We start from the raw sequence: 19,136 nt of genomic DNA on the forward strand, positions 1-19,136 counted from the left end.
ACCCTACCGATCCGCCCCGTTCCCGCCCTCCGGGAAACGCCGCCGGGCGGGCCGGCAGCAGCTGAGGGTGAACGCGGCGAACGTGATGATCCAGGCGGCGACCGCGATCCACAGCAGGACCTCGCCCAGGGGTCGCAGCCACGGTACGCCGGTCACCGGGGCGGCGGTGAGGCAGGCGGTGGCGGTCATGCCGAGGGGGAAGACGGTGGACCAGCGGCGGACGTCGTAGCGGTGGCGGGGGCTGCCGAGTTCGGCGGCGAGGAGGACCGCGTACCAGACGAGCGAGATGCCGAGGGCGGCGAGGGTGGCGGCGCGCAGGGCCGTGTGCGCCGGACCGGTCCACAGCGGCAGGGCGGTGAGTTTCGCCCCGGCGAGGGCGGTGATGGACAGGGCCCCGCCCGCGACCCAGTGGTCGCCCGCCCCGCTGACGACCTCGTGGAAGTCGAACCGGGTCAGGGCGACGCCGTACAGCAGCAGGCCGAGGCAGAAGCAGGCCAGGGCGGCGAGGGCCAGCCAGTCGGGGTACCCGGCGGCGGCCAGGGAGGCCGCGAGGACGGCGAGGCCCTGGGTGGCGACGCAGACGAGGAAGGCGGCCCCGGGCATGCGGCGCCGCCAGTGCAGGACGACGGCGGCGAGGAGTCCGGGCCACAGCAGGGCGGCCAGGACCAGCAGGGCGGCGGCCGCGCGCTCCCACCCGAGCGGGACCAGCCGGGCACCGAGGACGGTGGTCGCGGCGACGGCGGTGAGGGCGGCCGGGGTGTCGGCCTCGGCGCGGAAGCGGCCCCGGTCCCCGATCAGCCGGGCGGTGAAGTCCCCGGCGAGGACGAGCCACAGTGCGGCCGCGACGACCAGCGCGGCGATCGAGAGCGGGGTGTGGCCGGTCAGCTCCAGGCCGATGGAGAGGACGCCGGTGGCCATGACCGCGCCGCCCGCGGCGGGCGGGAGGGCGGAGCACCAGGCCCGGAAGCGGAACCGGCTGCGCATGGCCTCACATTACGCCGCGGGTGCGGAACTGGACGCTGATGCGGGGCCCGACGGCCCGCGTCGTCTTGGGGACGGCGTGCTCCATGGTGCGCTGGCAGGAGCCGCCCATGACCACGAGGTCGCCGTGGCCCAGCGGCAGCCGCAGCAGGGTGGGGCCGCCCTCGCGGGGGCGCAGGACGAGGTCGCGGGGGTCCCCGACGGAGAGGATCGCGACCATGGTGTCCTCGGTGGCGGAGCGGCCGGTGCGGTCGCCGTGCCAGGCGACGCTGTCGCGGCCGTCGCGGTAGAGGCAGAGCCCGGCGGTGGCGAAGGGCTCGCCGAGTTCGGCGGCGTAGTGCCGGCCGAGGGCGTCGCGGGCCTCGGTGAGCACGGGGTGCGGGAGCTGCTCGCCCTCCCGGTAGTGGGCCAGCAGCCGGGGCACCTCCACCTCGCGGTCGTACATCTGCCGCCGTTCGGCGCGCCAGGGCACCTCGGCGGCGAGCCGTTCGAAGAGGGCGTCGGCCCCGGTGAGCCACCCGGGGAGGTGGTCGGCCCAGGCGCCGGCCCCGAGCAGGGTTCGCCGTACCGGTGAGAGCGGCCCGAGCCGGATCTCGTCGGTCTGGTCGAAGAGGGAGCCCTGGAGTGCGTGCATGGGACCAGCCTACCCCCGCAATCGAACGTACGCTCGAAAAGAAGGGGGGCTCCGGGGGGTGGTCCGGCGGGCCGCGGAAGAGGATCATGGCCGCACGCCGGCTCCGCCGGGCCACAGAGTCGTGGAGGTACACGTGTCGGTCGCGCCCAGTCACGCGTCAGGAAGCTCCGGGGTCCCGCTGCTGGACGAGACGATCGGGGACAACCTCGACCGCACCGTGCGCCGCTTCCCCGGCCGGGACGCCCTCGTCGACGTGGCCGCCGGGCGCCGGTGGACGTACGCGGAGCTGGCAGCCGACGTGGACGTCCTCGCCCTCGGCCTGCTCGGCCTCGGCATCACCGCCGGCGACCGGGTCGGCATCTGGGCCCCCAACCGCGCCGAGTGGACCCTGGTGCAGTACGCCACCGCGAAGATCGGGGCGGTCCTGGTCACCGTCAACCCGGCGTACCGCTCGCACGAGCTGGAGTACGTGCTGAACCAGTCCGGGATCCGGCTGCTGGTCGCGGCGGACGGCTTCAAGGGCTCGGACTACGCGGGGATGATCGAGGAGGTCCGGCCGCGCTGCGCGGACCTGGAGTTCACCGTGCTGCTGGACGGCCCGCTGTGGCACGCGCTGCTGGAGAGCGGCGCCCAGGGCGACCCGGCGGACCTGGCACGGGCCGCCGCGGCCCTGGACCCGGACGACCCGGTGAACATCCAGTACACCTCGGGGACCACGGGCTTCCCCAAGGGGGCCACCCTCTCCCACCGCAACATCCTGAACAACGGCTTCTTCGTCGGGGAGCTGTGCGGCTACAGCGAGCGCGACCGGGTGTGCGTACCGGTGCCCTTCTACCACTGCTTCGGCATGGTCATGGGCGCCCTCGCCTGCACCAGCCACGGCGCGGCGATGGTGATCCCGGCCCCGGCCTTCGACCCGGCGGCCACCCTGGCGGCGGTGGAGGCGGAGGCGTGCACCTCCCTGTACGGGGTGCCGACCATGTTCATCGCCGAACTGGCCGCCCCCGGCTTCGACGGGTACGACCTGTCGAGCCTGCGGACCGGGATCATGGCGGGCTCGCCCTGCCCGGTGGAGGTGATGAACGAGGTGATCGAGCGGATGGGGATGGCCGAGGTCTCCATCTGCTACGGCATGACGGAGACCTCCCCGGTGTCCACGCAGACCCGGGTGGACGACTCCGTGGAGCGCCGCGTCTCCACCGTGGGCCGGGTCGGGCCGCACCTGGAGGTCAAGGTCGTCGACCCGGAGAGCGGCGCCACCGTCCCCCGCGGAACCCCGGGCGAGCTGTGCACCCGCGGCTACTCGGTGATGATCGGCTACTGGGGCGAGCCGGCGAAGACCGCCGAGGCCGTGGACGGGGAGGGCTGGATGCACACCGGCGACCTGGCGGTCATGGACGAGGACGGCTACCTGAGCATCACGGGCCGGCTCAAGGACATGGTGATCCGGGGCGGCGAGAACCTCTACCCGCGCGAGATCGAGGAGTTCCTGCACGGCCACCCCGACGTCCTGGACGTCCAGGTGATCGGCGTCCCCGACGCCAAGTACGGGGAGGAGCTGATGGCCTGGGTGCGGATGCGCGCGGGGGCCGAGCCGCTGACGGCGGATGCGGTCCGGGCGTACTGCTCGGGCCGCCTGGCCCACTTCAAGATCCCGCGCTACGTCCACGTCGTGGAGGAGTTCCCGATGACGGTCACCGGCAAGATCCGCAAGGTGGAGATGCGGGAGATCGCGGCCCGGCTGCTGGCGTAGCCCCGCGGCCCCGGCCCCCGGGCCCGTCACCCCGCGCGGCGGATCCGGGCCAGGAGCAGGACCGTGTCGTCGGTGGCCGCGTCCGGGACCAGGGCCGACAGGACGCGTTCCACCTCCCCCTCCAGCGGGCCCTCGACCGAGGCGAGCTGCGCCCGCAGGGCGTCCAGGCCCGCTTCGATGTCCTGGCCCCGGGCCTCGACGAGCCCGTCGGTGTACAGGGCGAGGACGGCCCCGTCGGGGAGGCGGGCGTCGGCCGAGCGAAAGGGGACCCCGCCGACCCCGAGCGGGACCCCGAGGCCACCGCCGAGGGTCTCGACGGTGCCGTCGGGTCGGCGCAGGAGGGGCGGGGGGTGGCCGGCGTTCGCGATGCGGGCGCGGCCGGTGTGCGGGTCGTACTCCACGTACACGCAGGTGGCCAGCTCGATGCCGGACTCCCGGGCGCACGCGTCGAGTTCGCCGAGCAGCCGCTCGGGCTCCGGGCCGTGGCGGGCCAGCGCCTTGGCGGTGATGCGGAGCCGGCCCATCGAGGCGGCGGCGGGGACCCCGTGGCCCATCACGTCGCCGACGACGAGGGCCACCCGGCCCCCGGGCAGGTCGATCACGTCGTACCAGTCCCCGCCGACCTCGGTGGCCCGGCTGCCCGGCAGGTAGCGGTGGGCGACGGCCACGTGCTCGCTGCGGGCCAGGGCGTTCGGCAGCAGGGCGCGCTGGAGGGTGAGGGCGATGTCCTGGACCCGGCTGTAGAGACGGGCGTTGTCCAGGCAGAGGGCGGCGCGGGAGGCGAGTTCCCCGGCGAGGCTCAGGTCCTGTTCGGTGAAGTCGGGACGGGCGGACGACCGCCCGAACATGGCGATGCCCTGCACGGTGCCCCGGGCCACGAGCGGCGCGATGACGATGCGGGCCAGGCCGCTCTCCAGGAGCAGCCGGGCGCGGTCCGGGCGGGAGGCGGCCCGGGCCGCGAACTCCTCGTCGACCGTGACGCAGAGCGGCCGGCCGGTGCCGAGCATCCGGTGGATGCCGGAACCCGGCGGGTACGTCACCCGCTCCAGGCCGGCCACCAGCTCGGGCGCGGGCGGCGGGAGCACGGTGCCGAAGGCGATCCGGCGGGTGAACAGCGGGAGCCGCGGGTCGAAGGCCTCGGCGGGGTGCATCCACTCCACCAGCTCGACCACGCAGCCGTCACAGAAGTCCGGTACGGCCACCCCGACCAGTTCCCGGGCGGTGGTGTCCACGTCCAGGGTGGTGCCGACGCGGGCCGCGGCCCGGTCCAGCAGGGCCAGGCGCCGGCGGGCCGCGGTGGCCTCCAGCAGGGCCCGCTCCCGGTCGGTGACGTCCACCAGCAGGCCGCCCACCCCCGGGCGGGTCTCCCCGGCCCGGCTGAGCGGGAACAGGCTGACCGACCGGACCTGGTCGCGGTCGGGGCGGCCGGGGGTGCGCAGCCCCACCAGGGCTCCGACGAGGGGACGGCCCTCGTCGGCGACGGCGCGCAGCATGCGCTGGAACTCGCCGTCGTCAGAGGTGAGCATGATCTCGTCGGTGGCGCGGCCGATGTGGGCGGCGACGGGGAGGCCGTCCATGTCGGCCAGGGCCTGGTTGAGGTGCACGTAGCGCAGGTCCTGGTCGAGCATGACCAGGCCGATGGGACAGGTTTCGAAGAGGGCGTCGAGGAAGGCGAGGTTGGTCTTCACCCGGTCGAGCTCGTCCCCCCTGCTGGCCAGCCCCATGATCACGGTCTCGCCGGCGGTGCCGGCCACCGGGAAGACCCGGAACCCGCAGTCGAAGACGGAGCCGTCCCGGTGCAGGGCGGGCAGCCGGACCCGCCAGTACCCGAGGGCGGCGGCCCGTTCCGCCAGCAGGGCGGCGGATCCGGGGGTGCCTTCGGGGGTGTCCCCGGGAGGTTCGGGGAAGAGGAGGGCGGCGGGCCGGGACAGCACCTCGGCGGCCCCGTACCCGAAGAGCCCCTGCGCGCCGGGCCCCCAGAACCGGATCCGGCCGTCCCCGTCCATGCCGAAGACGGCCACCGCCACGTGCTCCAGCAGGGACCCCGGCTCCGACCGGATCGGACCGGCACCCCCCGAGCCCCCCGACTGCTCCGACGGCACCGGAAGCCTCCTCTGCCCGGGGCGCGGCGGGTCCCGTCCGCCCGCGCCGGGGCGGGGGGCTCGCCGCTCCCCTTCATTCTGCGCGCCATCGCCGGAGCGGACATCACGGCGGCGGGCCGTCCCGTCCGGGCCCGGCCCGCGAGCCGCCCGGCCGGGGCCGGGCGGCGGGTGCTACCTCGCGGACGTTCCCCGGTTCAGGGGGGTGTTCGCGGTGACGGTGCCGTCGCCGGAGACGGTCACCGCGTGGCGGACGCCGTCCGGGCCGAGCACCACCGCGCGCCAGGCGCTGCCGCCGCCCTGCTGGGCGACCGCGCGCAGGCCCTCGACCTTGCCGCCCTCCACCGCCGCGGCCGCCTTCTCCGCCGCCTGGCCGATGGGCAGGGCGGGCAGCGGGGCGGGCGCCGCGGCGTGCCCGGCGAAGCCGCCGCGGGCGGGGCCGGCACCGTCCCGCACCTTCGGCTCGGCCTTGCGTCCGGCCTTCGGCCCGCCCTCGGGGGCGTGCCCGCGGCCCGGTTCCGGTCGGACGACGTGGCGGGCCCGGTCCTCGTGGCCGTGGTGGTGGCCGGCCACGGCCACCGCCGTCGCCCCGCCGCCCACGATCACCGCGGCCGCGCCGACGGCCACCGCCCAGCGTGCGCCCGTACCCCGGGGGACCGCGCCGCCCAGCCCCTTGCGCGCGGGCTTCGCCGGCTGCTCGGCGGTGGGTTCGGGCTGGTCGGACGGGTCGGACTGCGGCAAAGACTCAGACATACCGGGACTCCTCAGGCACAACCGGGCACCACACCCGGCTCGTCGCCGAGCATGCCGGGGCGATGCTGAAGCCCACCTGAAGCCGCCTGAAGACCCCTTCAGCAAAGCCCGGACCCCACCTGAGACCCTGGGCGGCATGCGCGTACTGGTGGTGGAGGACGAACGACGGCTGGCGCTCGCCCTCCAGCGGGGGCTCCGGTCGGAGGGCTTCTCGGTGGACGTGGCCCACGACGGGCCGCAGGGCCTGTGGATGGCCTGCGAGCACGACTACGACCTGATCGTGCTCGACATCATGCTGCCCGGCCTCAACGGCTACCGGGTCTGCGCCCGGCTGCGCGCCGCGGGCAACGAGTCCGGGATCCTGATGCTCACGGCGAAGGACGGCGAGTACGACGAGGCCGAGGCCCTGGACACCGGCGCCGACGACTTCCTCTCCAAGCCCTTCTCCTACCTCGTCCTCGTCGCCCGGCTCCGCGCCCTGGGCCGGCGCACGGGCCGCCGGGGCCCGCGGACCATGGAGTTCGGCGACCTGCTGGTCGACCCGGCGCGCCACCTGTGCTCCCGGGGCGGGACGGAGATACGGCTGACCGCCCGGGAGTTCGCGGTGCTGGAGTGCCTGGCCCGGCGCGCCGGGGAGGTGGTGCCCAAGCGGGAGATCCTGGAACAGGTCTGGGACAGCGCCTTCGACGGCGACCCGAACGTGGTCGAGGTGCACGTCAGCGCGGTGCGCCGGAAGATCGACGCGCCGTTCGGCCGGTCCGCCCTGGAGACCGTGCGGGGTGCCGGGTACCGGCTGGCGGCCGACGGTGGCTGACCCCCGGACCCCGACGGGGACTCCGGCGGAGCCCGGCGCGGTGGGCCGCGCGCTCGGCCGCGTACGCACGGCCGGGCGGCGCCTGCTGCGCCGGATCGGGCCCGCCACCGTCCGCGGACGCGCCACCGCGGGCGCCGTCCTCGTCGTGGCGGCGGCCCTGGCCCTGGCCTCGTTCGCGCTGCTCGGGCTGTTGAAGGCCAACCTGCTGCGCAACGCCGAGCGCGACGCCGAGCGGCAGGCCGTGACCATCGCCCGGCTCGCCGCCTCCGGCGGCCTGGACCGGATGCGCGCGCCGCTGCCCGGCGCCGACTTCGTCCAGGTGGTGGGCGCCCGCGGCCGGGTGCTGCGGGCCACCCCGAACCTGGCCGGCGCACCCGCGCTCGGCCCCGGCGGTCCCTCGGGGCCCGGAACGGCCTTCCACACCTGGCGGGTCCGGCCGCTCGGCGGCGAACACCGGCTGAGGGTCGTCCAGGTCACCACGGACACCCCGCAGGGGCTGGTCACCGTGTACGTGGGCACCTCGCTGCGCGACGTGGACGCGGCCGACGACACCACCACCGCCGCCCTCGCCGTCGGCGGGCCGCTGCTGCTCGCCACGGTGGCCCTGGTCACCTGGCGGGTGACCGGCCGCGCCCTGCGCCCCGTCGAGGCGATCCGCGCCGAGGTCGCCGAGATCACCGACCGGGACCTGCACCGCCGGGTCCCGGTACCGCCCACCCGCGACGAGGTGGCCCGGCTGGCCGAGACGATGAACGCCACGCTGGACCGGCTGGAGTCCTCCGGGCACCGGCAGCGCCGGTTCATCGCCGACGCCTCGCACGAGCTGCGCAGCCCGCTCACCGTGCTGCGCACCCAGCTGGAGGTGGCCCTGGCCGTCCGGGACCCGGAGCTGTGGCCGGAGCTGATCGGCGGGGCGCTGGAGGACACCGAGCGGCTCCAGCACCTGGCCTCGGACCTGCTCCTGCTGGCCCGGATCGACGCCGCCCAGCCCGTGGCCCCGGTCCGGCTGGACCTCGGTGACCTGGTGCGCTCCGCCGTGGCGGCCCGGGCGGGCGACCGGGTGCCCGTACGCACCGGGCTGGCGGCGGGGGTGGAGGTGGAGGGCAGCGAGCTGTGGCTGACCCGGGTGGTGACCAACCTGCTCGACAACGCCCAGCGGTTCGCCGACCGGCGGGTCGAGGTCGTCCTGCGCACCGCGTCCGACGGTTCCGGGGCGCGGACGGCCGTGCTGGAGGTGCTCGACGACGGTCCCGGCATCCCGCCCACCGACCGGGAGCGGGTCTTCGAGCGGTTCACCCGGCTCGACGACGCCCGCAGCCGCGACCACGGCGGGGCCGGCCTGGGGCTGGCGATCGCCCGCGACCTGACCGCCCATCACGGCGGCACCCTCACCGCCGAGCCCGCGCACCGCGGCGCCCTCCTGCGGGCCGTCCTCCCGACGGCGCCCGGAGGCCCGCCGCCCCACCGGTGACCCTCCTGCGCGAGGTGCGCATCGTGGGGCCCGCCGGCCGCGAGCCCGGTCCGGCGGGCCGGAGGCAGGGGTCTTTTCCGCCGTTTCGGCCTCCGGGCCGAAGGCGTCCACCCCGCCCTGACGGGAACTTGACGCCGGCCGACCGGGTCCATACGCACCGCTGACGTACGGACGGCGCCGACGGGCGTTCAATGGAAGCCTGACGGTGGGCGACGCGGGAGGGGCCGGCGGTGGGGAGACCACGGGTGGTTGCGGGCGTGAGCGGCGGGCCCGGGAGTCCGACGACCCTGCACCGGGCCGCCGACGAGGCCCGGTTGCGCGGGGCCGAGCTGTGGGCGGTGCTCGCCTGGCAGACGCCGGGCGGGGGGCTGGGCAGCCGGACCTCCTGCGTCTGCGACAGCTACCCCGAGTACCGGATGGCGGCCGCCGGGCGGCTGCGCGACGCCGTCGTCGAGGCCTTCGGGCGGGGCGGCCCGGGTGTTCCCCTGACGGCGCAGATCGTACGGGGCACCCCGCGGGCCGTGCTGGTCGACGCCGCCCGGGACGCGGACGACCTGCTGGTGGTCGGGGCGGGCCGCCGGGGCCGGCTGCTGGGCGCCCTGCGGCCCTCGGTGGCCCGGTACTGCCTGCGGCACGCGCCGTGCCCCGTGCTCGCGGTGCCGCCGAACCCGCTGGAGGCCCAGCTGCACACCGTGCGCCGCCGCAACGCGTGGCACCTCCCGCTGGACGCGCGGGAGCTGGCGGGCTGACCGTCCGTCACCGTCCCGTCCGCTGGGGCGGCACCGGCCGGGAAGCGCCCGGCGATTGTCCGGTTCGGGACCGCACATCACGCGGGGGACAAGCTAAGATCACGACGTGGTCTCAGCCCGGTCCCCCCGTACGCCGCGGATCCGCACTTCCGCGGGCCTGCTGCACCTGCTCGGGCTGACCCTGCTGCTGCTCTGCCTGCTCTGCGCGCACGGCGCCGGCTCGCACGACGCCGGCCACACCACCCTCTCCACCAGCACCGCCGCACCGGCGGACCCGGTCGCCGCGACCCCGGCCTCGGTGACCTCCGCCGACCACCACTCCCCCTCCCACCCGGTCCACGACTGCGCCCCCCTGCCGCCCCGTGCGGCCTCCCCGGCGGACGCGACCGCGATCCCCCCGGCGGGCACCCTGACCCGGCCCGCCCCCGCGGTCCACGGGGACGCCGCCGACCGCTGCGGCCCGGCCCGCCACCAGGCCGGAGCCGTCACCTCCGCACAACCCCGCACCTCTCCCGTCCTCCAGGTGTAGACCCGGGATCCTTCCGGGCCCGTCCCGCGATCCCCGCCGCCCCCGCCCGCACGGGCCCAGGGGTGCCCGCCGCACGGAGGAACCATGCCGACCCGTACCCACCCGCACCATCAACGCCCCTTTCGTCCCGGTTCACCCTGGTACCGCATGCTGGTCGCCAGCCTGCTCGGCGCGCTGCTCCTCGCCGCCCTCGCCTGCTCCTCGCACGGGCACACCGACGTCTCCTCCGGCTCGCCGGCCGCCGGAGCCGCGCTGGAGCCCGGACCGACGGCCCCTGCAGAGCCCCTGGGCCACGCACACCCCCACCCCGGCCACGGTGCCAGCTGCGCCTCCTCCGACCCGGCCCCCACCGGCCAGGGGCCGGCCCCCCTGTCCGCCGCGCCCGTACGGCCCTCGGCGGGTGCGGGCGCCGCCCCGGCGGCGGCCCGCGCGGCACCCCCGGGCACCGCCGGACCGGCCCACGCCCGCTCAGGACGTTCCACTCTGACCATCGTCTGTCGATGGCGGCTCTAGTCCGCTCCCGTAAGCCCGTTCGCAACGGCTGACGTATGCCCCGAACGGGCGGACCCTGCCCTGCCCAGGCTCGGCACTTCCCACGAGCGCGACCACCGACGCATCTTCGAACGAGAGCGGAACAATGCATTCTTCGGCCACCGACGTCACTCCCCCCGCCCGCTCCGGCCTCTCCGGGCTGGTCGGCAACACCCCCCTGCTGCGCGTATCGGAGCCCCTGGCCCCGGCGGGCCGCGGCTTCTGGGCGAAGCTCGAGGGCTTCAACCCCGGCGGCATCAAGGACCGCCCCGGACTGCACATGGTCGAGCGCGCCCGCGCCCGCGGCGAGCTGAAGCCGGGCGCCCGGATCATCGAGTCCACCAGCGGCACCCTCGGCCTCGGCCTCGCCCTGGCCGGCATGGTCCACGGACACCCCGTCACCCTCGTCACCGACCCCGGCCTGGAGGCGTCGATGACCCGCCTGCTCACCGCGTACGGGGCCCAGGTCAACGTCGTCTCCGAACCGCACCCCACCGGCGGCTGGCAGCAGGCCCGCCGCGACCGCGTCACCCAGCTGCTGGCCCAGCACCCCGGCTCCTGGTGCCCGGACCAGTACAACAACCCGGACAACACCACCGCCTACACCCCGCTGGCCCTCGAACTGGCCACCGAGCTGCACCACATCGACGTCCTGGTGTGCAGCGTCGGCACCGGAGGGCACTCGGCCGGCGTCTCCCGCGTCCTGCGCCAGCTCTACCCGGAGCTGAAGCTGGTGGGGGTGGACACCGTCGGCTCCACCATCTTCGGCCAGCCCGCGCGGACCCGCCTGATGCGCGGCCTCGGTTCGAGCATCTACCCGCGCAACGTCGCCTACGAGCAGTTCTCCGAGGTGCACTGGGTCGCCCCGGGCGAGGCCGTGTGGACCTGCCGCCAGCTCGCCGCCTCCCACTACGCCGCCGGCGGCTGGAGCGTCGGCGCGGTCGCCCTGGTCGCCGGCTGGCTGGCCCGCACCCTGCCCGAGGACACCCGGATCGCCGCGGTCTTCCCCGACGGCCCGCAGCGCTACCTCGGCACCGTGTACGACGACGACTACTGCGCCGCGCACGGGCTGCTGGACTCCCCGCCGGCCGCGGAGCCCGAGACGATCGGCCGCCTGGACGAGAAGGAGGTCACCCGCTGGACCCGCTGCGCGAGCGTGGTGGACCCGCTGACCCTGCGCGCCGCGGAGGTTCCCGCCTGATGAAGGGCACCCTCGCGCAGGTCCGCACGTACGAGCGCAGCGTCCAGCTGCTGATGGTGAACCAGTTCACCATCAACCTGGGCTTCTACATGCTCATGCCCTACCTCGCCACGCACCTGGCCGGCCCGCTCGGGCTGGCCGGCTGGACCGTCGGACTGATCCTCGGCGTGCGCAACTTCAGCCAGCAGGGCATGTTCCTGATCGGCGGCACCCTCGCCGACCGCCTCGGCTACAAGCCGATGATCATCACCGGGCTCGTGCTGCGCATCGCCGGGTTCGCGACCCTCGGGCTGGTCGACTCCGTCCCGGCGCTCATCGCCGCCTCCGCGGCCACCGGGCTGGCCGGGGCCCTGTTCAACCCGGCCACCCGGGCCTACCTGGCGGCCGACGCGGGCGAGCGCCGGGTGGAGGCCTTCGCCCTGTTCAACGTCTTCTACCAGGCCGGCATCCTGCTGGGCCCGCTGGTGGGCATGGTGCTGACGGGCGTCGACTTCCGCGTCACCTGCCTGGTGGCGGCCGGGATCTTCGCGGTGCTGAGCATCGTGCAGGTCCGGGCCCTGCCCGCCCGCCGGGGCAACGACGCCGCCGAACGCGCCGAGGGCCCCCGGGAGGGGGTGCTCGCCCAGTGGCGCGGGATCCTCGCCAACCGGCCGTTCCTGCTGTTCTCCGTGGCGATGATCGGCTCCTACGTGATGACCTTCCAGGTCTACATGGCGCTGCCGCTGGAGATCCGGCGGGTCGGCGGCGAGGGCGGCTTCGGCACGGCCGCGGTGGCGGTGCTCTTCGCGGTGTCCGGGCTGAGCACGATCCTCTTCCAGACCCGCGTCACCGCCTGGTGCAAGGCCCGTCTGGAGCCGGGCCGGGCGCTGGCCTGGGGGCTGCTGGCGATGGGAGCGGCGTTCCTGCCGCTGCTGGCCGCCACGGCCCTGCCCGTGCCCCGGTCGCAGCTGGGGACGCAGCTGCTGGCGGCGGTGCCGCCGGTGCTGGCGGCCCTGCTGCTGGCCGCCGGGACGATGATCGCGTACCCGTTCGAGATGGACACCATCGTCCGGCTCTGCGGGGACCGGCTCGTCGCCACGCACTACGGGCTGTACAACACGGTGTGCGGGGTCGGCATCGCCGTCGGGAACCTGCTGACGGGGGCGGCGCTGGACGCGGCCCGCTCGGCCGGGATGTCGGCGCTGCCCTGGCTCGCGCTGTTCCTCCTCGGCCTCGGGTGCACGGCCGCCCTGTACGGCCTCGACCGCTCGGGCCGGCTCGCCCCGCCCGTCCGCGGAGCGCGCGCCGAGGCCGTACCGGCCTGAGTCCGCTGCCCGTTGCCCGCCGCCCGGCTCCGGCCGGGCGGCGGGTACGGGGTGTCCTCGGGGTCAGGAGATCCCGTACCACTGGCTCGCCCAGCCGGTGTTGATGGTGCTGGTGGACTGCTCGGCGAGGTTCACGTTGGCCGGCAGGGAGTTCTGGCCGGTCAGGAGGGTGCTGTAGCGCAGGTTGGGGGGCGTGAGGCCCGCGTTGACGGAGATGCCGGCGCCGGTGGACTTCAAGGTGAGGGCGTTGGTGGCCCAGTTGCCGTTGAGCAGGAGGGCGATGAAGTAGGTCCCGGGTGCGGCGGTGAACGGCTTGGCGAGGGCGAACGGCTTCGCGACGGGGTCGGTCATCAGCTGCGGGGAGATGTCCGGGGTGGCCGCGCGCAGCGCGCCGGTGGCGTCGTACACGCCCAGGTAGCAGTTGGAGAGCTGGGCGTTGGGGTCGAGTCCGGCCAGTCCGAGCCAGATGTTCGACCAGGCGGTCTCCTGCCGCAGGACGATCCGGACCAGGGTGACGCGTCCGCCGACGCCGGCCGCCGACTGGGCGGTGACGTGGCCCGCGTCGTTCGGGTCGCCGGTCCAGGCCAGCAGGTTCTGGTCCTGCGGGCGGGGTCCTTCGTACCCGGCGCCCGTGCCGCCGGGTGCGGGCGGCGCCGCCACGGCCGCCGGGGAACTCCCCGCGGCCTTCGGGTCCTTGTCCGGCGCGGTGCAGCCGGCCAGGACGAACAGGGCGGCGAGCGCGGCGGCGAGAGTGCGCGCGGCGGTGGTACGGGTGGACATGCTTCCCCCAGGTGGTGCGGATGTGCCGGGGGCCATGGTCACACGCCCGGGAGGGGCCGGATCCGTCGGCTGACGGACCCGGCCCCTCCGGTGTGCTGCGGACGGGCCCGGTCGGAGCCCGCTCAGAACCTGGTCAGACGCGGTCGGCGGCGATCAGGACGTACTGGAAGGAGCCGTCCTCGTAGGACTTGATGAACGCCTCCTCGATGCCGGTCACCAGCGAGGTCGTGGCGCGCAGCTTCCAGTAGGGCAGCGTGTCGGGCGTCAGGTCGATGACGGCCTGCGGCACGAGGCGGTTGTCGGCCATGGCCCGCAGGTACTCGCGGCGGGAGTGGATGTTGCACTCGAAGTGCGCGTTGATCTGCGAGACCCACTTGGAGGGCTGGCCGTAACGCGGGTTCCAGCAGCCGGTGATGGTCACGTAGCGGCCGCCGACGGCGAGCACCCGGGAGTGCTCGGCGAAGAGGTCGTGCAGGTCGACGTACATGCTGGACTCGTTGTTCCACGAGCCCGCCGCCTGGCCGGTCTCGAAGGGGGTGTTCAGCATGTTGCAGACGCGGGCGCGGACGTGGTCCTCGATGCCGAGTTCGCGGGCGCGCTGGTTGGCGAAGTCGGCCTGCTTGGTCGACAGGGTGACGCCCTCGACCTTGCAGCCGAAGCGCTGGTGGGCCATCACCATGGAGCCGCCGCGGCCGCAGCCGGCGTCCACCAGGGTGTCGTCGCGGCCGATGGGGCCGAGGTGGTCGAGGAGCAGTTCGGCCTGGGCCGACTCCAGCCGGTGCAGTTCGGCGATCAGCTTCTTCTCGTACTCGCTGTCATCGGCGTCGCCGAGGGCCGCGTGGTCGATGTCGCCGATGCCGTAGTGGTGGTGGTAAAGGCCGTCGACGTCGCCCAGGCGCAGGTTGACGGGGCGGGCCTCGGCGTTCCAGTAACGGGCGATGTCACCCTGGTAGGGCGTCGTCGGCGCGGGGATGAGCACGGAGCCGACGGAGGGGGTGGTGGTGAGATCGGTGCTGGTCACGAATAAGTCCATCCTTACCAGAAATCGGGCAGGCTGTAGCGATAGGTGTTGGTCTGGTGCCAGTAGTGGTTGCCGTCGACCCACGCGGCCACCCCGCGCAGGAAGCGCAGCAGGCTCGGTACGGGGCAGGCGGCGGCCAGTGCGGCGGTCTCGGCCTCGAAGTCGTGCATGAGCTCGTTGTGGACCTCGATCGCCTTGAGGTAGCCCTCCCGGTCGGAGACCCCCTCGCGTTCGGCGATCACCACGGGCAGGTTCAAGTGGCGCCCGGGGCTGGCGAGTTCCTTGGTGTACGAGTAGAGGTCGTTGACGATGGTGCTGACGTTGCCGGCGAGCGCCAGGACCCGCTGCATCGCGGGCTGGGCGTGCAGGTCGGCGGGCAGTTCGTAGCCGCCGACGGTGTCCGTGATGGTGGGGCACGGCCGGAAGTTGTTGAACTGCCGCATCACGAGGTACTCCCACACCTCGGGCATGTGGTCCGTCTGCGCCCAGGCGCCCTCGGCGAGGTACCCGAGGTGCAGCCGGGCCATGTCGTGCCGGAACCGGTCGGCCTGGGAGGGCGTGGACTGCTGGACGAAGTACTCCATGGCGGAGCGGTAGGAGCGCCTCGGCGCGTCCTCCTGGAGCGAATCCGCCCACTGGGGGTGGTACTCCCTGGTGGTGTGCAGGGGGTCGAGTGCGGTGTGGGCCAGCAGCAGGCGGCCGCCCAGACCGATGGGCGAACCCCCGTGGTCCTCGCAGTACATGTCGTCGACGGCGTTCTCGGCGACCATCAGCCGGGCGGCGACCATCAGGTGCTCGATCGTCGGGGCGTCGGGGTGGCACGCGACCATGTAGCGGCCGGTGGAGAAGCCGTCGAACTCGCCCTCCCAGTCGGCCGGGTAGAGCTGGATCTCGTCCATCGCCCAGGCCTTGATCCGGCGGCTGAGCTCGGCCACCCGCGCCGGGTCGGGTTCGGCGACGGGGTGGTAGTAGAGGCCGGGGATGTGCAGGGCCTCCACCGGTGCGGCGGGCGCCGCCGGTTCCCCGTGCGGGGCGAGGTGCAGGGCGGCCGTGCCCAGGCCGCTGGGCCCGCGGATGATCCGCTCCAGCGCCTCGCCGGCCTGCCGTACCGTTCCCTCACCCTCCCCCGCCGCGGGCGCGGCGGGGGCGTGGGTGCCGAAGGGCAGGACGGGCGCGGACGGCAGGGCGGACCGGGTGGCGGCGGGGGCCGTGACGACGGGCGTCGCGGCCGCGGCCGCCGCGGGAACGGCCTCGGCCGCGGCGGTTTCCGCGACCGGGGCGTCGGCCGGGGGCCTGCCCAGGGCCAGGGTGTGGGCGAGGACGTGCGCGCCGAAGTGCGCGGCGGCGGAGGGCAGGCTCGACTGCAGAGGGGAAGGCCCGGGATCGGGCATCCGTGGCTCCTTGGTGAGGTGGGTGAGGTGGCCCGGATCCCGGGCGTGCTCGGCCGGGCCCGGGGGGTGCCGGGTGTCGCGGCCGGTGGGCAGGTCCTCTAGTCGCGCCTGCGGGCGATCTGCACGTTCTCCAGGACGCCGAGGGCGTCGGGCACCAGGATGGCGGCGGAGTAGTAGGTGGTGACCAGGTAGGAGATGATCGCCTGCTCGTTGATGCCCATGAAGCGCACCGACAGGCCGGGCTCGTACTCCTCGGGCAGTCCGGTCTGCCGCAGGCCGATGACGCCCTGGTTGTCCTCGCCGGTGCGCATGGCGAGGATGGAGCTGGTGTTCTCCTTGCTGATCGGGATCTTGTTGCAGGGCAGGATCGGTACGCCCCGCCAGGCCGGGACCTGCTGCCCGCCGACGTCGACGTGGTCCGGGTAGAGCCCGCGCGCGTTGAACTCGCGCCCGATGGCCGCGATCGTCTTGGGGTGCGCGAAGAGGAACTTGGTGCCGCGGCGGCGGCAGAGCAGCTCGTCGAGGTCGTCCGGGGTGGGCGGGCCGGAGTGGGTCTGGATGCGCTGCTTGAAGTCGGCGTTGTGGAGCAGGCCGAACTCGCGGTTGTTGATCAGCTCGTGCTCCTGGCGCTCGCGCAGCGCCTCGATGGTGAGCCTGAGCTGTTCCTCGGTCTGGTTGTGCGGCCCGTTGTAGAGGTCGGCGACCCTGGTGTGGACCCGCAGGACGGTCTGTGCGACGGAGAGTTCGTACTCGCGGGGCTTGAGCTCGTAGTCCACGAAGGCGGTGGGGAGTTCGTACTCGCCGGTGTGGCCGGCCGACAGGGCGATCTCGGCCTCGCCGTGGCGGTTCTGCCGCTGGTGCGGGAGCGAGCTGAACTCCTGGATGTGGGCCTGGAGGGTCGGCGCCTGCGACAGGACGGCGGCGAACTCGTCGCGGGAGAGGGTGAGCAGGGTGCCCGGGGTCTCCGCGGTGGCGGTGTAGTCCCAGCCGGCGTCGCCGTCGAGGAGGGCGTTCTCGCCGAAGCGGTCGCCGTCGGCGAGGGTGGCGACGGCGACCTGGTCGCCGTACTTGCCGACGGAGGTCTGGCTGATCCGGCCGTGGGCGATCATGTGGATCTGGTCGGCCGGGGCGCCGCGCTCGACGAGCACCTCGCCGGCCCGGAAGTCGCGCTGGACGCACCGGCCGGCGAGCGCGGTCAGCACCTCCAGGTCGTCGAAGCCGCGCAGCAGGGCCAGCTCGCCGAGTTCCTGCGGGATCACGCGGACCGAGGCGCCGTCCTGGACGAACTCGATCCGCCCGTCGCCGACGGTGTAGCTCAGTCGGCGGTTCACCCGGTAGGTGCCGCCCTTGGTCTCCACCCACGGCAGGCTGCGCAGCAGCCACCGGGAGGTGATCTCCTGCATCTGGGGGGCGGACTTGGTGGTGCTGGCAAGGTTGCGGGCGGCGGCCGTGCTCAGGCTGGACTGCTGCGGCGGATCCAGCTGGGCTTCCGGGCTGGTGTCAACGGTCATGCGACGAGCTCTCCTTCGTAAGCTCGGCGACGTACATAAGCGCACGTCACCGGTGAAAAGGAAAAAAGAAGGGCGAATATCCGGGAATCCGTCCAGATCTCGAGGAACAGTAACGGTCCGCTCACCCGGATGACCTTGAAATGCCGAGCGCATTACCTCGATGCAGTGATCTTGGTGGGCCGGAGGTTTGACACGACCGACGACAGGATCCGGCCAGGCCGGGGCATGAAAAAAGCCCCTCCCGCCGGGGAGGCTTCCGCCGGCGGGAGGGGCTCGGGTGACGACCGTCAGGTGCGGTACGCGAAGTAGCGCGCGTCCGGGTAGGACGCGATGATGCTCGCGAGCGACTTACGGTACGTGTTGGTGGAGTGGTACGTGAGGTACGGCATGCCGGCACGGCTGCGGTAGCTGACGATCATGGAGTGGTCCTTGGACCCGTCCTTGTTGAAGTCCACCTGCAGGATGTCGCCGATGTCCATCTGGTACACGTTCGCCAGGTTCGCGGCCCGCTGGTTGGAGAGCGTGAACCAGGCCCACTCGTTCGCCCCGACCCAGGAGTCGGACTGGCGGGTGCCGTCGTACCACCAGTTGCGGTAGTCCGACGAGGTGCCCGGGACGGGCTTCCAGCCGCCGGCCTTCAGCGCCTGGCTGATGAAGTTGGTGCAGTCGCCACCGTTGCCGTTGAACTTCCGGTAGGCGGGGTTGTAGTTGCTCCAGTACTTCTCCGCGTACTTCGCCATGGCGTTGTAGTCGTACGCGCCACCGGTCAGCACCTTGGCCTTGGCGGCCGGGGCGGGGTACTTGGTCGCCGCGGGCGTCCCGTCCGGGTACTGGTTGCCGTCGTCCTTGATGGTGGGGGCGGCGGCGGCCTTGGCGGCCACGGGCTCGTTCACCGCGACGGGAGCGTTGGCGCTGTCCTGGGACTTGATGGAGGTCAGCTCCCAGGAGCCGCCCTTCTTGCCCGTCAGCGTCAGCTCGTAGCGCGTCTTGAAGTCCGTGTTGTCCGGCTCGTCCCCGCGCACCTTCTTGTAGGTGAGCGTGGTCTGCTCGGTGACCTGGACGGTCGCCTTGCCGCCGGTGATGGTCGCCTTGTCCACCACGACGCGGGTGTCGGCCGCCGTGTAGGACTCGCCGAGCTCCGCGAGACGGGTCTTGCGGGACTTGAGCGACGCGATCGCCGCGTCCTCGTCCTTCTTCAGCTTGTCCGACAGGCGGGCCTTCTTCTTGGAGGAGGGCGCCGCGTCGCGGTGCTTCACGTGGCCGTCGACCAGGGCCTGCGTGCGCTGCGAGAGCACGTCGTCGGCGATGCGGCCGAAGGCGTCCGCGGTGGCGCGGTCGGCGTCCTCCGTCGTACCCGCGCTCGCGGAGTAGGCGAACAGGCTGCCGGACGCGATCGTCACGGTCAGGGCGCCTATGGCGGCCAGCCTGAACCTCTTAGGTATCACTGTGTATCCCCTTGTCACCCGGTCCACACGGACCGGGAGGACGGAATCTTCGCACAACTGGGCGATGCTGTGGCTGCGTTCCGTTTCGTCCCCCGTTGCCCGGCATGATCGCTCCGCCCGGCGGGCCACACGACTCCGCTTCCGCATCGCGAGACGCTCCGGTACCGGA

At 73.9% G+C, this 19,136-nt stretch carries 17 protein-coding genes; 8 read left to right on the forward strand and 9 right to left on the reverse strand.

What is annotated here, in order from left to right:
• Positions 1-3: 3 nt before the first annotated feature.
• Together ACIPW5_RS02420 and ACIPW5_RS02425 are read right to left on the reverse strand one after the other, a co-directional pair.
• Positions 4-984 (reverse strand): tellurite resistance/C4-dicarboxylate transporter family protein, encoded by a 981-nt coding sequence (locus ACIPW5_RS02420; RefSeq protein ID WP_401239197.1) that lies wholly within the window; start codon positions 982-984, stop codon positions 4-6.
• Between the two features lie 4 nt (positions 985-988).
• Positions 989-1,615: an alpha-ketoglutarate-dependent dioxygenase AlkB gene (locus ACIPW5_RS02425; RefSeq protein ID WP_401239199.1), complete on the reverse strand. Its 627-nt coding sequence runs from the start codon at positions 1,613-1,615 to the stop codon at positions 989-991.
• A 121-nt stretch (positions 1,616-1,736) separates the two neighbouring features.
• Between ACIPW5_RS02425 and ACIPW5_RS02430 the strand changes: the two genes are divergently transcribed.
• Positions 1,737-3,368 (forward strand): AMP-binding protein, encoded by a 1,632-nt coding sequence (locus ACIPW5_RS02430; protein ID WP_401239202.1) that lies wholly within the window; start codon positions 1,737-1,739, stop codon positions 3,366-3,368.
• Positions 3,369-3,394: 26 nt separating this feature from the next.
• Here ACIPW5_RS02430 and ACIPW5_RS02435 read toward each other — a convergent pair whose 3' ends face one another.
• Together ACIPW5_RS02435 and ACIPW5_RS02440 are read right to left on the reverse strand one after the other, a co-directional pair.
• Positions 3,395-5,470, reverse strand: coding sequence for a SpoIIE family protein phosphatase (locus ACIPW5_RS02435; RefSeq protein WP_401239204.1), 2,076 nt, complete (start codon positions 5,468-5,470; stop codon positions 3,395-3,397).
• A gap of 171 nt (positions 5,471-5,641) precedes the next feature.
• Entirely contained in the window at positions 5,642-6,220 is a 579-nt protein-coding gene (locus tag ACIPW5_RS02440) for a hypothetical protein (protein ID WP_401239207.1), read from the reverse strand.
• A 136-nt stretch (positions 6,221-6,356) separates the two neighbouring features.
• On the opposite strand from ACIPW5_RS02440, the gene ACIPW5_RS02445 reads away from it, so the two are divergent.
• The 7 genes from ACIPW5_RS02445 to ACIPW5_RS02475 all read left to right on the forward strand — a co-directional run bounded on the left by ACIPW5_RS02445 (position 6,357) and on the right by ACIPW5_RS02475 (position 12,819).
• The gene (locus ACIPW5_RS02445) at positions 6,357-7,034 is read left to right on the forward strand and encodes a response regulator transcription factor (RefSeq protein WP_401239210.1); all 678 of its coding nucleotides are present in this window, start codon (positions 6,357-6,359) and stop codon (positions 7,032-7,034) included.
• Between the two features lie 94 nt (positions 7,035-7,128).
• Positions 7,129-8,505 carry a sensor histidine kinase gene (locus ACIPW5_RS02450; protein WP_401240073.1) on the forward strand — a complete coding sequence of 459 codons (1,377 nt, stop codon included), beginning with the start codon at positions 7,129-7,131 and terminating at the stop codon, positions 8,503-8,505.
• 230 nt (positions 8,506-8,735) lie between these two features.
• A complete protein-coding gene (locus ACIPW5_RS02455) occupies positions 8,736-9,254 on the forward strand; it encodes a universal stress protein (RefSeq protein ID WP_401239213.1) in 519 nt (172 codons plus the stop codon).
• A gap of 106 nt (positions 9,255-9,360) precedes the next feature.
• Positions 9,361-9,783: a hypothetical protein gene (locus ACIPW5_RS02460; protein ID WP_401239216.1), complete on the forward strand. Its 423-nt coding sequence runs from the start codon at positions 9,361-9,363 to the stop codon at positions 9,781-9,783.
• Positions 9,784-9,930: 147 nt separating this feature from the next.
• Positions 9,931-10,296, forward strand: a complete 366-nt coding sequence (locus tag ACIPW5_RS02465; RefSeq protein ID WP_401239219.1) for a hypothetical protein — start codon at positions 9,931-9,933, stop codon at positions 10,294-10,296.
• A 124-nt stretch (positions 10,297-10,420) separates the two neighbouring features.
• Positions 10,421-11,515, forward strand: coding sequence for a PLP-dependent cysteine synthase family protein (locus ACIPW5_RS02470; protein ID WP_401239222.1), 1,095 nt, complete (start codon positions 10,421-10,423; stop codon positions 11,513-11,515).
• Positions 11,515-12,819, forward strand: a complete 1,305-nt coding sequence (locus ACIPW5_RS02475; RefSeq protein ID WP_401239225.1) for an MDR family MFS transporter — start codon at positions 11,515-11,517, stop codon at positions 12,817-12,819. Before ACIPW5_RS02470 ends, ACIPW5_RS02475 begins: the two co-directional genes overlap by 1 nt.
• A 63-nt stretch (positions 12,820-12,882) precedes the next feature.
• Here the strand turns inward: ACIPW5_RS02475 and ACIPW5_RS02480 are convergent, their stop codons facing one another.
• From ACIPW5_RS02480 to ACIPW5_RS02500, 5 genes are all read right to left on the reverse strand, one after another.
• Complete coding sequence (locus tag ACIPW5_RS02480; protein WP_401239228.1) at positions 12,883-13,599, reverse strand: hypothetical protein; 717 nt, start codon at positions 13,597-13,599, stop codon at positions 12,883-12,885.
• A 133-nt stretch (positions 13,600-13,732) separates the two neighbouring features.
• Positions 13,733-14,632: a geranyl diphosphate 2-C-methyltransferase gene (locus tag ACIPW5_RS02485; protein WP_401239231.1), complete on the reverse strand. Its 900-nt coding sequence runs from the start codon at positions 14,630-14,632 to the stop codon at positions 13,733-13,735.
• 2 nt (positions 14,633-14,634) lie between these two features.
• Positions 14,635-16,011 (reverse strand): family 2 encapsulin nanocompartment cargo protein terpene cyclase, encoded by a 1,377-nt coding sequence (locus ACIPW5_RS02490; RefSeq protein ID WP_401239234.1) that lies wholly within the window; start codon positions 16,009-16,011, stop codon positions 14,635-14,637.
• A 98-nt stretch (positions 16,012-16,109) separates the two neighbouring features.
• Positions 16,110-17,522: a family 2B encapsulin nanocompartment shell protein gene (locus ACIPW5_RS02495; RefSeq protein ID WP_401239236.1), complete on the reverse strand. Its 1,413-nt coding sequence runs from the start codon at positions 17,520-17,522 to the stop codon at positions 16,110-16,112.
• 287 nt (positions 17,523-17,809) lie between these two features.
• Positions 17,810-18,967, reverse strand: a complete 1,158-nt coding sequence (locus ACIPW5_RS02500; RefSeq protein ID WP_401239239.1) for an amidase domain-containing protein — start codon at positions 18,965-18,967, stop codon at positions 17,810-17,812.
• Positions 18,968-19,136 lie beyond the last annotated feature (169 nt).

It is taken from the genome of Streptomyces sp. NPDC090077 (genome assembly GCF_044747545.1).
GTDB lineage: Bacteria > Actinomycetota > Actinomycetes > Streptomycetales > Streptomycetaceae > Streptomyces.

Bases quoted from the DNA above. Each gene is read 5' to 3' on its own strand.
- ACIPW5_RS02420 (WP_401239197.1), bottom strand. From the start codon at position 984: ATGCGCAGCCGGTTCCGCTTCCGGGCCTGGTGCTCCGCCCTCCCGCCC.
- ACIPW5_RS02425 (WP_401239199.1), bottom strand. From the start codon at position 1,615: ATGCACGCACTCCAGGGCTCCCTCTTCGACCAGACCGACGAGATCCGG.
- ACIPW5_RS02440 (WP_401239207.1), bottom strand. From the start codon at position 6,220: ATGTCTGAGTCTTTGCCGCAGTCCGACCCGTCCGACCAGCCCGAACCC.
- ACIPW5_RS02445 (WP_401239210.1), top strand. From the start codon at position 6,357: ATGCGCGTACTGGTGGTGGAGGACGAACGACGGCTGGCGCTCGCCCTC.
- ACIPW5_RS02465 (WP_401239219.1), top strand. From the start codon at position 9,931: ATGCTGGTCGCCAGCCTGCTCGGCGCGCTGCTCCTCGCCGCCCTCGCC.
- ACIPW5_RS02470 (WP_401239222.1), top strand. From the start codon at position 10,421: ATGCATTCTTCGGCCACCGACGTCACTCCCCCCGCCCGCTCCGGCCTC.
- ACIPW5_RS02475 (WP_401239225.1), top strand. From the start codon at position 11,515: ATGAAGGGCACCCTCGCGCAGGTCCGCACGTACGAGCGCAGCGTCCAG.
- ACIPW5_RS02480 (WP_401239228.1), bottom strand. From the start codon at position 13,599: ATGTCCACCCGTACCACCGCCGCGCGCACTCTCGCCGCCGCGCTCGCC.
- ACIPW5_RS02485 (WP_401239231.1), bottom strand. From the start codon at position 14,632: ATGGACTTATTCGTGACCAGCACCGATCTCACCACCACCCCCTCCGTC.
- ACIPW5_RS02490 (WP_401239234.1), bottom strand. From the start codon at position 16,011: ATGCCCGATCCCGGGCCTTCCCCTCTGCAGTCGAGCCTGCCCTCCGCC.
- ACIPW5_RS02495 (WP_401239236.1), bottom strand. From the start codon at position 17,522: ATGACCGTTGACACCAGCCCGGAAGCCCAGCTGGATCCGCCGCAGCAG.